Annotated in this window: 8 protein-coding genes; 4 read left to right on the top strand and 4 right to left on the bottom strand. The window is 60.5% G+C overall.

Translation table 11 applies throughout. From position 1 onward, the window contains the following. Positions 1-690 precede the first annotated feature (690 nt). The 4 genes from ACSOSP_RS36305 to ACSOSP_RS36320 all read right to left on the bottom strand — a co-directional run bounded on the left by ACSOSP_RS36305 (position 691) and on the right by ACSOSP_RS36320 (position 5,890). Complete coding sequence (locus ACSOSP_RS36305) at positions 691-1,662, bottom strand: ferritin-like domain-containing protein (RefSeq protein ID WP_455313851.1); 972 nt, start codon at positions 1,660-1,662, stop codon at positions 691-693. Positions 1,663-2,063: 401 nt separating this feature from the next. Beyond that, complete coding sequence (locus ACSOSP_RS36310; protein ID WP_455313852.1) at positions 2,064-3,314, bottom strand: NRAMP family divalent metal transporter; 1,251 nt, start codon at positions 3,312-3,314, stop codon at positions 2,064-2,066. 116 nt (positions 3,315-3,430) lie between these two features. Next, positions 3,431-4,258 carry an alpha/beta fold hydrolase gene (locus tag ACSOSP_RS36315; protein WP_455313853.1) on the bottom strand — a complete coding sequence of 276 codons (828 nt, stop codon included), beginning with the start codon at positions 4,256-4,258 and terminating at the stop codon, positions 3,431-3,433. A gap of 30 nt (positions 4,259-4,288) precedes the next feature. Continuing rightward, positions 4,289-5,890, bottom strand: a complete 1,602-nt coding sequence (locus ACSOSP_RS36320) for a benzoate-CoA ligase family protein (RefSeq protein WP_455313854.1) — start codon at positions 5,888-5,890, stop codon at positions 4,289-4,291. Between the two features lie 426 nt (positions 5,891-6,316). Between ACSOSP_RS36320 and ACSOSP_RS36325 the strand changes: the two genes are divergently transcribed. From ACSOSP_RS36325 to boxA, 4 genes are all read left to right on the top strand, one after another. Next, entirely contained in the window at positions 6,317-7,252 is a 936-nt protein-coding gene (locus ACSOSP_RS36325; protein WP_455313855.1) for a helix-turn-helix transcriptional regulator, read from the top strand. 109 nt (positions 7,253-7,361) lie between these two features. Beyond that, complete coding sequence (gene boxC / locus ACSOSP_RS36330; RefSeq protein ID WP_455313856.1) at positions 7,362-9,071, top strand: 2,3-epoxybenzoyl-CoA dihydrolase; 1,710 nt, start codon at positions 7,362-7,364, stop codon at positions 9,069-9,071. Positions 9,072-9,130: 59 nt separating this feature from the next. Further along, positions 9,131-10,558 carry a benzoyl-CoA 2,3-epoxidase subunit BoxB gene (boxB, locus tag ACSOSP_RS36335; protein WP_455313857.1) on the top strand — a complete coding sequence of 476 codons (1,428 nt, stop codon included), beginning with the start codon at positions 9,131-9,133 and terminating at the stop codon, positions 10,556-10,558. A gap of 70 nt (positions 10,559-10,628) precedes the next feature. Next, positions 10,629-11,885 carry a benzoyl-CoA 2,3-epoxidase subunit BoxA gene (boxA, locus tag ACSOSP_RS36340; RefSeq protein WP_455313858.1) on the top strand — a complete coding sequence of 419 codons (1,257 nt, stop codon included), beginning with the start codon at positions 10,629-10,631 and terminating at the stop codon, positions 11,883-11,885. Positions 11,886-12,238 lie beyond the last annotated feature (353 nt).

Genomic DNA, 12,238 nt, shown 5'->3' on the forward strand with positions numbered 1-12,238 from the left:
ATGGCGTGCCCTTTGAGCTTCGAGCCTTGAATGCCGCCATGCAGTGATTCACCGATGCAGATCTACGAACGCATTGGCTTGCGGCCAAGCCGCGATAAAACCTGAATGAAACCTGAACTGTAAGCTTTGATCGTTGAAGAATGCGGCTCAGCGAAAGCCTGCGCGCGACGGGTCCGGGCATGATTTGTCCGGGTAATTTCGACCGTTCTTTCTGGACGGCCCGACACTACTACAAACCGTGTTTCAGGCACAACCTCGCAGGCGTAACTTGTCCATTTTTGCCGCGCAGCCTGAGGTTATAACGATCGTTCGTCGACGATCACGGGTGTGTTGGCGTATGTTGGCGCCGCAGCGGCGTCGCTGGAGCCAGGTCAGCGTCTGCTTAATGTCGGTGCGTATGAAGCTGCTTGTCGGCTGTTTGAAGGCTGAGACGCAATGGAAGTATTTCGTTTCCCTTACGGAGCCTGGAGGATGGGTTGGACGCGGTTTCGCCGTGGCGTCACGGCAAGGGGCGCCTGGGCTTTACTCAGGGCATGGTGTGGTTCCATGCCGTATTCAGCGAAAAAGTTAGTAATGCTTTATTTTATGGGAGCCTTCGTTTCAATCGGCGAGGCGTAAAAAAACCGCACTGGTTCCCACCACGAACAAGCGATAGAAACCAGCGCGGTTAAGTCAGGATGTTCCCTGCGATCAGGCGCTCATATGCAGATCGCCGTTCACACCCGCCGGGAAGAAGCCGCCTTGCGTGACCGCCGCACTGTTCAGGTAGACGATATTCAGCACATTCGGGTAATTGCGGCTGAACGCGAGGCCGTTCGAATCGAGCGGCACGATGTTCGAAGTTCCAGCCGTCGCTCCGGCAATGCCCTGGTCGTCGTTGCCCACGTTGTCGAGCGCGTTGCGTGCATTGGAGATCGCGCCGGCCGCAGCAATGAGCCCGAGCGACGGAGTGGCAATGCCTTTTGCATACAGCACCGTGCGTACGAGACCGGCGTGATAGGCCTCCGCCGCCAGAATGCCGGCGGCAGCTGACAAATAGGTCTTGTTCGTGATCAGCGGCGCCGCGCCTTTATAGGCCGTCACGCCCACGTCTTCAAAAATGAAGGCGGCGAGCAGGAAGGTTTCGTCGTTCAGGTAAGGGTCGAAGGCCGTGCCCGCAGGCACCAGTCCGGCCGCCTGCGCCGCTTTGGAGAACGCGCCGGTCGGACTCTGGTAGCCAACGTCGAGGGCCGGCATGGCCACCGCGGAAGCACCGAGCGCGGTACGCAGGAACGTGACATGTTCGAGTTCGTCTTTGGCGATCTCGTTTGCATAGGCCTGGACCACGGGGTCCGAGAAGGTCACTGCATGGCCGGGAATAACCGTTCCCGCCGTGCCCGCACCACTCATCAGGCTGGCCGGAAGACCCGCGCCGGTAGTCGCATACGCATAGAAGGTTGCTTCGAGATATTCGAGGTTGAGGGCGAAGTTGAGTATTTCCGGATCTGTCGGACCACTGCTTTGCGCCGATGCACCCGAGGAGCCCCCGCCGCATGCGCCGAGGATCGTGCCGCCGATAAGTCCAAGACCGACACCGCCTGCGCTCCTGAAGAACTGCCTGCGTTTTGCCAGCTTGCCGGCGCGCTGCACGAGTACATCCATGACCTTTGAGTCTTCCGACATGATATCTCCTTGAACCGTTCTGTGAACTAACCAATACGGCGACTGCGCCCGATGAAAGCCCGGGACGGAAAAAGCAGCGGACAGCAGACGACGAGGCGCCAGGCGGACTGCCTGTGTCAAACACGAATCACGAACTCGTGACGAAGCACGGCGTGCAGCAGCAGGGCTGATCCGGCGCCTCTCATGTCACGTATGGGTGGATACGCATGTCGACCGCGAGACGGATGCGCATGCGATCAAATATATTTCGAGTGCTTACCAATGGAAGACTGCGAAACTTTTCAGGTGGTCGTTTTGACGCGCAGTGAATACATGATCCGGCATTCAATACCGATGCAAAGCCACATGAGGCATGTGGCTTTGCAACCGAGTAGCGGATCGATGCTAGAAAGCGCCGGCGTTCATCGCGGGAAAAAGCTCAGGCCCGCACCCAGGACGCCGGACGCGGAGACGATTGCGGCAATGCCGCACACAAGCCATAAGTAGACACCGCGAGGCCGGTGCTCAGGCGGCAGTGCGCTCAGGCTGAGCGCAATCAGCAAGCCCACCACCAGCGGCAGCATCAGCGCGTTGACAACCTGCGCGGCGACGTTCAGCGAAATAAGGTTGGGCGCCAGCCACACGATGGTCGCGCTGCCAACGACCGAGGCCACGTACACCCCATAGAACCATGGCGCACTCGCCGGTCCGCCTTCAAGTGAGCGCTTGTATCCCGCCACTTCACCCAGTCCCCACGCGAGCGATAGCGAGCAGACGATGGCCGCTACCATCGATGCCCCGAGGACACCCGCGCTAAACAGAAAACGTCCGGCGCGCGGTCCTGCGGCGATTGTGAGGACATCGCTGATTTCACCGACGCTTTGAAAAGCGTGCTGCTGACCGTCTCTCGACAGCGTTGCTGCAACGGCCACAAGTACCGCTGCCGTGAGCAACTGCGTGAGAACCGCACCGGCGGCAGTTTCGATGCGGGCGGCGGAATAGTCCTGGGCGCCCATCTTTTTATCGGCGACTGCTGCCTGCTGGTAGAAGATCATCCAGGGATTGAAGGTCGCGCCAATCAATGCAGCCGCGAGATAACCGTAATGATGATTGGAGAGCGGAAGCCGGGTCATCTGCCGGAACATGCCGGGGATGTCCGGGTGCGCGTGCCACGCGACCGCGAAGAATGACAGTTCAAACGCGCCAATGACGATGGCGAACTTGTCCACGCGTTTGTGCGAACCGGTGAACACTATTCCCACGAGGAACGCCGCCGCGAGCGGTAACGTGACGGAGCGCGACACGCCAAACATTTCCCCTATGCCGGCGACGCCTGTGAACTCGGTCACCAGCGAGCCGAGCACGGCAACGCCTAACCCGGCTGCCGAGACCCATGCCCAGCCAGGTCCGAAGTTCGCGCGAACCAGCTCGCCATGACCCATCCCGGTAAAGATGCCCAGGCGCACGGTGAGTTCCTGGACCATATAAAGCAGGGGGATCAGCGCGAGCAGAACCAGCAGGAGCTGCGGCCCCCATTGCGCGCCGCTCTGCGCCGCTGTCACCACGTTGCCGGCGTCGCAGTCGGCGAGCATGACGAGCAGGCCCGGTCCCCACAGGGTGAGCCAACGCAGACTGGGTGAAACCTTTGGTTTGAGCAGCGAGGAACCAGTCATGCGTTTTGAAAGGATGCGATGAGTGTAGGGGGTGACCAGGGGGTGACCGATTGTATCGAGATTTCGGTCTTCCCAAGCCGGCACGTCCTTCAGCGGTCCTGGTTCGTAACTGAGCTTTAGATACTGCTGACGAACGCCGCGATCGCGGCATCGAGCATGGCGGGGCACTGACGGTGCGGAGAATGTCCGCAAGCCGGCAGCTTGACGAGCTGTGCATGCGGCACATGCGACGCAATGGCGTCGATCTGCGCCATTGTCCCGTACTCGTCGTCATGTCCTTGTACGGCGAGCAGGGGGCACCGGATGGAAGGCAGCAGGTCAGTGATGTCCCAGTGCCTGAATTCGGGATTCAGCCAGATATCGTTCCACCCGTAGAAAGCGGAATCGACATCGGCGTGATAACGCGACAACCGGGCCCGGAAATCGCCTTGCGTGTATAGCGCGGTTGTTTCGGAGATCGCCTTGACTGATACATCCTCAACGAACACATGCGGCGCAATCGCGATCACGCCGGCCAGTGCGTCCGGGAAAGCCGCCGCATAAAGCAACGCGATGGAGCCACCGTCGCTATGGCCGATGATCCACATCCGGGCACGTTCGGCGCTGTCCATGCCGAGGAAGTCGAGCAATGCCGGCAGCACGTCATGGGCCTGCCGGTGCATGAAATCGACCGGCCATTTCACATCGGCTGCACGCGGGGTCGAGCCGCCATAACCCGGTCGCGAATAGACGAGGCCACGCATCCCCAGTTGCTCGCACAGCTTCAGCGGCCAGTCCTTCCACATGGAAATGGAGCCGAGCCCTTCGTGCAAGAAGACGGCGACAGGCGCATCGGGCTGGTGGGCATTCAACCATTGATACTCGAGACGAAGCGATTCACGGCCGTGCGTTGCGGGCAGATCCGCCAGGCGGATGACAGGGGCGTGCGGTATTGATCGGTCCATGACTTGAAGCCTGACAAGGAAGGCGCGCGCTCAGGCGTCGAGAGCCGGTTCGCGCAATTTGAACCTCTGGATCTTACCAGTCGCGGTTTTCGGCAGGTCTTCAGCGAACAGGATCTCGCGCGGGTATTTGTGAGGCGCCATCCTGGCCTTGACGAACGCCTTGAGTTCCACGGCGAGTTCGCCGGTTGCCGCAACGTTGGGTTTGACCACGACGAACGCACGCGTTTTGACGAGGCCGTCGCGGGTAATGCCGACAACCGCCGCTTCGAGAACGTCAGGGTGCTGCATCAGGACCATCTCGACTTCGACAGGCGATACGTACTGGCCGCTTACTTTCAGCATGTCATCGGCGCGGCCTTCGTAGACGTAGTTGCCATCGCGCAATCGACGATATTTGTCGCCGCTTCTGAGCCAGTCGCCGAGAAACGTTGCCCGGGATTTTTCGCGGTTGCACCAGTACATGAGCGCAGCGCTTGGACCCCGGACGTACAGGTCGCCTATCTCGCCGTCCGGAACCGCATGGCCGTTTTCGTCGCGCAGGTCGACTTCATATCCGGGCACGGCTGTCCCTGTTGTCCCATATGCGACATGACCCGCCCGATTCGACAAGAAGATGTGCAGCATTTCTGTCGAGCCGATACCGTCGAGAATCTCGCAGCCCGCATGCGCCGTAAACTGCTCGCCGATCTCGCGCGGCAACGCTTCTCCCGCTGACGTGCATATCCGCAAGCGCAGATCGGCGCGTGCGGGCATGGCGGGGGACGCGAGCATGTTTGCGTAGAGCGTGGGTACGCCGCAGAAGATGGTCGGCTTGTAGTGCGTGAGGCGTGCGAAGACGGCCGCCGGCGTGGTCCGCTCGGCCATGAGGAGCGCCGTTGCGCCGACTGAAAGCGGGAAGGTCAGCGCGTTGCCCAATCCATACGCGAAGAACAGCTTGGCCGCGGAAAACACGGTATCGTCTTCGCGGATCCCCAGCACTTGCTTCGCATAGAGTTCCGCGGTCCAGTACAGGTTCGCGTGCGTATGGACGGCGCCTTTAGGCTTGCCGGTCGAACCCGACGAATACAACCAGAATGCAATTCCATCTGCATTACTGATGAATGGTGCGCGCTGCGGTTCTGCATCGGACAACAGGTGACTGAATTCTCGTTCGCCCGCAAGCGTGGCGTCTTGCGCGTGGGAAACGATCAGCGCGCAACCCTCGTTGGACGTATCTGCAAGTGCCTGCGCGATGGCCGGCAGCAGCGGTCCCGACGCAACGACCGCGCGCGCCCGGCTGTGATCGAGCATGTAGCTGTAGTCCGCGGGCGTCAGCAAGGTGTTCGCGACAACGGGCACGGCGCCCGCATATAACGCGCCGAGGAACGCAACAGGCAGGTCCGCACTGTCGAGCATGACCAGCAGGATGCGCTCCTCGGGATGAATGCCCAGTGTGTTCAGCACCGAAGCAAAGCGGCGCGCCCGATCCGCCAATTCGCCATACGTCGTGGTTCCGTCATCGTCTATGTACGCGACTTTCTGCGCCCGCACTTCGTTCAACGCGAACAAATGCGTTGCGAAATTGAATTTGACCGGTGGGGCGTCGACGGCCGGTTGTCCGGCGCTCGAGTGCCGCGCAATAAAGGCGTCCATGCTGTCTCCTTCCTGATAATGGGGCGACGCCTATGCGCGGGCGAATACCGTGCGCCATGCGTTCGGTTTTGTCTGATGCGCAGATTCCCGGGCCGGTGATGCGTTGAACGCCGGCCGCTAACCGTCAGCGCTTTACTTCAAGTTTCATAGTTGCCGGTTGATTCCATGGGTGCTTCGATAGAAGCGGCGGGCACCTGCTGCCTGGGATTCTTCGAGCATGGTTCGGCCATTCAAAAGCCCTTGGTGGTGATTGATCGAGCGATTTGAGCCGACGCGCGAGATCAGGCCGCGTGCATCGTGAATTCGATGGCGCCCTCGGGCAACAGATGGCCAGCTTCTTCGTATTGTGTGCATTAAACTTAGCTTGCATCACAATGCATGTCAAGCACTATAGTACAGCTATACACCTTACCGAAAGTGATGAATATGAAGCAAACCGCCGTTTTACAGTCAATCGAGGGCGGGGATCAAAGTGCGGACGTCGAAACAGGGCGCGAGAGCCGCGATCCTTTCCTGGTCGGGATGGGCGAGCGCGTCCGTTTGATGCGTGCGCGTCGTGGGCTGACGAGAAAAGCGCTGGCGAAAGAGGCTGACGTGTCCGAGCGATATCTGGCGAACCTGGAATCGGGTGTCGGCAATGCTTCGGTGCTGTTTCTCCGGCAATTGATGAAAGCATTAAACTGCACCTTGGCGGAAATCGTGGGGGACGAAACCACATTGACGCCCGATTGGCTGCGCATCCGGGAGCTGCTGAGCGGGCGCGATCACGACACTCTCAAACGCGCGCGGGTAGCGCTGGAAGAGATGCTTGCCGCGGCCCCGCAGGACCCTCACCGGCTGGAAAGAATTGCGCTGATCGGCTTGCGCGGCGCGGGTAAATCGACGCTCGGCCGCATGCTTGCCGACGAACTGAAAGTGCCGTTCGTCGAGATCAACCGCGTGATTGCGCAACTGGCCGGCTGTCCGCCGTCGGAGATTCACGCGCTATATGGAGCAACGGCTTACCGTCGATACGAGCATCGCGCGCTGGAGGCGGTGATCCAGGAGCATCCGCGTGCGGTGATTGCGTCGCCGGGTGGCCTGGTGTCCGAACCGGCGACCCTGAACGCATTGCTGACGCACTGTTTTACCGTATGGCTCCAGGCCACGCCCGAGGATCACATGCGCCGTGTGGTGGCCCAGGGCGATCTGCGGCCGATGTCGGGAAACAAGGAATCCATGGAGGACCTGAAGCGAATCCTGGCCGGGCGCAGCGAGCTGTACGGCCGCGCCGACATGACCTTCGACACCAGCGGGAAGTCGCTGGCGGAATGCTATTTATCGCTGCGAGACCGGTTGGCAGCGCGAATTGCGGCCGAATAGCAGTCGTCGGCCTTCCGCATTAACCCGATAAGAGCATTAAAATGCTTGATGCGAGTAGATTGATGCACTATCGTACACATAACCTATCCAGTGTACGAAGGAGTCATCCATGGCAGTCGCGCAATCGGCCCCACTCGCAGTACAGGCAGAAACCGTCGCTGCGCCGGCCGTTCAGCGCGTCGATTACCGCACGGAGCCTGCCCGCTACAAACACTGGTCGCTGACCTTCGACGGCGCGGTCGCGACGCTCGGCATCAACATTGCCGAAGACGGCGGTATTCGCGATGGTTATAAGCTCAAACTCAACTCGTACGATCTGGGTGTCGATATCGAATTGCACGACGCTTTGCAGCGCGTGCGTTTCGAGCATCCGGAAGTCCGCACGGTCGTGGTGACGAGCCTCAAGGACCGTGTGTTTTGCTCGGGCGCCAACATTTTCATGCTTGGCCTTTCATCGCATGCGTGGAAGGTCAACTTCTGCAAGTTCACCAACGAGACGCGCAATGGCATAGAAGATACGTCGCGCCACTCCGGCATCAAGTTCCTCGCAGCGGTCAACGGCGCGTGCGCGGGCGGCGGCTATGAAATGGCGCTCGCGTGCGATGAAATCTATCTGGTCGACGACCGCTCTTCGTCTGTCGCGCTGCCCGAAGTGCCGCTGCTTGGCGTGCTGCCCGGCACCGGCGGACTCACTCGTGTGACCGATAAACGCAAGGTTCGCCACGACCGCGCCGATATCTTCTGCACAATAGTTGAAGGGGTGCGCGGCGCGCGCGCGAAAGAGTGGCGTCTGGTCGATGAGGTCGTGAAGCCGAACGTATTCAAGGAAACGGTGCATGCCCGCGCGCTGGAACTGGCTGCGCAAAGCGACCGGCCGGCCGGAGCGCCGGGTATTGCCCTGACGCGTATCGAGCGCACGGATCGCGACGATGGCCTGGGCTATGCGACCATCGATGTCAGCATCGATCGCATTCGCCGCACCGCAACCTTTACCGCGAAAGCGCCATCGACGAATCCTGAGTCCGGCATCGACGCCATCGTTGCGGCCGGCGCCAACTGGTGGCCGATGCAGTTCGCCCGCGAACTCGACGACGCCATCCTGTGCATGCGCACGAATGAACTCGACATCGGCACCTGGATCTTCAAGACCGAAGGCGACGCACGCACGCTGCTCGCCGCCGACGCCACGCTTCTCGAGCATCGCGAACACTGGTTCGTGCGCGAAACCATCGGCATGTTGCGCCGTACGCTGGCCCGTATCGACGTCTCGTCGCGCACGCTGTTCGCGCTGATCGAGCCGGGTTCATGTTTCGCGGGCACCTTCGCCGAACTCGCGTTTGCTTGCGATCGCAGCTACATGGCGGCGCTGCCGAGCAATGAGGAAGAGGAACCGGCGCTGACGCTCACGGAAGCGAACTTCGGCCTCTATCCGATGATCACCGGCCAGTCGCGCCTCGGCCGCCGTTTCTACGACGAAACCGGGCCGATGAACGCCGTGCGCCAGCAGATCGGGCAGCCGGTAAAACCGGTCGAGGCGGAACGCCTGGGACTGGTGACCGCGTCGCCGGACGATATCGACTGGGCCGACGAGATCCGGATTGCGATTGAAGAACGCGCGGCCATGTCGCCGGATGCGCTCACGGGGCTTGAGGCCAACCTGCGTTTCAACGGCATCGAGACGATGGAGACGCGCATCTTCGGACGCTTGTCGGCCTGGCAGAACTGGATCTTCAACCGGCCGAACGCGGTGGGCGAGAAGGGCGCCCTCAAGGTGTACGGCAAGGGCAGCAAGGCGCAGTTCGACCTCAATCGCGTCTGACGCGTCCGGGTCTCGCGCATCCAGCGCTCAACACACGTCACGGCTCTCAGGAAATAACCATGTCCACGATCAACTACAGCGACAAGATCCCGAACAACGTCAATCTCGCCGACGACCGCACGCTGCAGCGCGCGCTCGAACAATGGCAGCCGAACTTCCTGTCATGGTGGGGCGACATGGGTCCGGAAGGCTCCCCGAACTACGACGTGTACCTGCGCACGGCAGTGAGCGTGGACGCCGGTGGCTGGGCTCATTTCGATCACGTGAAAATGCCGGACTACAGGTGGGGTATTTTCCTCACGCCGGGCATGGCGGACCGTAAGATCAGCTTCGGACAGCACAAGGGCGAAGCGGCGTGGCAGGAGGTGCCGGGCGAACATCGCGCGAACCTGCGGCGCATTATCGTGACGCAGGGAGACACCGAGCCGGCGTCGGTCGAGCAGCAACGGCACCTGGGACTCACGGCGCCATCCATGTACGACCTGCGCAACCTGTTCCAGGTCAACGTGGAGGAGGGGCGTCATTTATGGGCGATGGTGTATCTGCTGCATCGCTACTTCGGCCGTGATGGTCGTGAGGAAGCCGAAGCATTATTGGATCGCCGTTCTGGCGACGAAAACAATCCTCGCATCCTCGGTGCCTTTAACGAACGCACGCCGGACTGGCTGGCGTTTTTCATGTTCACCTACTTCACGGATCGCGACGGCAAGTTCCAGTTGTCCGCCCTCGCCGAGTCCGGTTTCGACCCGCTCGCACGCACGACCAGGTTCATGCTGACGGAAGAAGCGCATCATATGTTCGTGGGCGAATCAGGTGTCTCGCGGGTCATCCAGCGGACCTCGCAGGTCATGAACGAACTGAAGACCGACGATATCAACACGATCCGCGCGGCCGGTGTGATCGACCTTGAAACCATCCAGCGCTATCTGAATTTCCACTACTCGGTGACTATCGATTTGTTCGGCGCGGATCATTCATCGAATGCGGCGACCTTCTATAGCTCGGGCCTCAAGGGCCGTTACGAAGAAACCAAACGCGACGACGATCATCAGTTGAACGGCCAGAGCTACAAGCTGCTCGACGTCCAGGAAGGCAAGCTGGTCGAGCGTGAAGTGCCCATGCTCAACGCCATGAACGAAGTGCTGCGCGATGACTACATCCGGGATTCGGTGGCGGGTGTCGGACGCTGGAACAAGGTGCTGGAGAAGGCGGGTATCGACGTTCGCCTGAGCGTGCCGCACAAGGCGTTCAACCGCCAGATCGGCACCTTTGCGGGGGTGCGCGTGGCGCCCGATGGCCGCGTGGTCAACGAAAACGAATGGAAAGCGAACGAGGCGAAATGGCTGCCGACGCCGGAGGATCGCGCGTATGTCGCCTCGCTGATGGGCCGCGTGGTCGAGCCGGGCAAGTTCGCCAACTGGATCGCACCGCCGGCGATGGGCATCAATCGACAGCCAGTCGATTTCGACTACGTGCGCTTCAACTGAGTCATTCAGCAGGAAGCGTCCGGAGCGCTACGGAACCTCGTGGCGGTCCCGGCGCAGAGGGAGATAACAAATGAACGGTCCAGCCCCCGTGGAAGTCCTCAAGCAGCATCTGATCGATCCGGAGATCTGCATTCGCTGCAACACCTGCGAAGAGACGTGCCCGGTCGACGCCATCACGCACGACTCAAACAACTACGTCGTCAAGGCTGAGGTCTGCAACGGTTGCATGGCGTGCATCTCGCCGTGCCCGACCGGTTCTATTGACAACTGGCGCACGGTGCTGAAGTCGCAGGCGTATAGCATTGAAGAGCAGTTCACCTGGGACGAACTGCCGGCGCAGGACACTACGGCAAGTGCTGCGCTGGATAACGCCGCTTCAACCGGGGCGGATACCGACACAACCGACAACCCCGGCGAAACGCCAGATGGCATCGACGTGGATACGGTGCGCGGCTCGACGCTGCCGCCCTGGTCGGCCGCCAAGCCGTACGTAAATTTGTACACGCATAAGCAACCGCTCGTGGCGACCGTGGTGGGCAACTACCGGCTTACCGGCGAGTCCGCCGCAAGCGATATTCATCACATCATGCTGGATTTCGGCGCCACGCCGTTTCCGGTTGTCGAAGGGCAATCGATCGGCATCTTGCCGCCCGGAACGATGAAAGACGGCAAGACGCACCACGCTCGTCAGTACTCCATCGCAAGCCCGCGCGACGGTGAACGCGAGGGTTATAACAACCTGTCGCTGACGGTCAAGCGGGTGACGCAGGATCATCGCGGCAATGAGGCGGACGGCGTCTGCTCGAACTATCTGTGCGACTTGAAGAAGGGCGACAAGGTCAACGTGATCGGGCCATTCGGGAGCACCTTCCTGATGCCGAACCATCCGAACTCGCATCTGCTCATGATCTGCACGGGCACGGGTTCGGCCCCGATGCGCGCGATGACGGAATACCGGCGGCGCAGGCGCTTGAAGGGCGCGACCGGCAAGCTGATGCTGTTTTTCGGCGCGAGGACCAAGGAGGAGTTGCCTTACTTCGGACCGCTCGTGAACCTGCCGAAGGATTTCATCGATACAAACCTGGCGTTCTCACGCACGGCAGGCCAGCCGAAGCGTTACGTGCAGGATGCGATGCGCGAACGCGCGGCCGACGTCGGGCAGATGCTGCGCGACGACAACACATTCATCTATGTGTGCGGGCTCAAGGGGATGGAAGATGGCGTGCTTCAGGCGCTGCGGGATATTGCCGAGCAAAACGGCATTGAATGGGACCCGCTATGGCGGGCGCTCAAGCGGGAAGGGCGATTGCATCTCGAGACCTATTGACCGCTTTCCATCCAGAACGTATCGACCTGCCGAAGATTCCGACGCCCGCTCATGCGGGCGTTTTGCATGAGGTTCATCGCTTCCGGCTGGAAGTCGTCAAGATCACTTATTGATTCGGTTCGCAAATCAATAACGTTAATTGAAAGAATAAATCAAAACTGTTTGCCGGGCGATACTGTCTCAACCCAAAACAAGAGACGGAGACAAGATGAACGGACTCCCCATGACCGGCTGTTTTAGCGCAGGTACGCGGGGCACGATACGCGTCGGCGACATTCGATCTGCCCGACGAACGTTTGCCCGCGTTTGGCATTCGGCTTATCCACGATGAGCCGCACGCGGTACCTGAAAGA

The sequence above is a fragment of the Caballeronia sp. KNU42 genome, from assembly GCF_053760385.1.

Bases quoted from the DNA above. Each gene is read 5' to 3' on its own strand.
- ACSOSP_RS36305 (WP_455313851.1), bottom strand. From the start codon at position 1,662: ATGTCGGAAGACTCAAAGGTCATGGATGTACTCGTGCAGCGCGCCGGC.
- ACSOSP_RS36310 (WP_455313852.1), bottom strand. From the start codon at position 3,314: ATGACTGGTTCCTCGCTGCTCAAACCAAAGGTTTCACCCAGTCTGCGT.
- ACSOSP_RS36315 (WP_455313853.1), bottom strand. From the start codon at position 4,258: ATGGACCGATCAATACCGCACGCCCCTGTCATCCGCCTGGCGGATCTG.
- ACSOSP_RS36320 (WP_455313854.1), bottom strand. From the start codon at position 5,890: ATGGACGCCTTTATTGCGCGGCACTCGAGCGCCGGACAACCGGCCGTC.
- ACSOSP_RS36325 (WP_455313855.1), top strand. From the start codon at position 6,317: ATGAAGCAAACCGCCGTTTTACAGTCAATCGAGGGCGGGGATCAAAGT.
- boxC (WP_455313856.1), top strand. From the start codon at position 7,362: ATGGCAGTCGCGCAATCGGCCCCACTCGCAGTACAGGCAGAAACCGTC.
- boxB (WP_455313857.1), top strand. From the start codon at position 9,131: ATGTCCACGATCAACTACAGCGACAAGATCCCGAACAACGTCAATCTC.
- boxA (WP_455313858.1), top strand. From the start codon at position 10,629: ATGAACGGTCCAGCCCCCGTGGAAGTCCTCAAGCAGCATCTGATCGAT.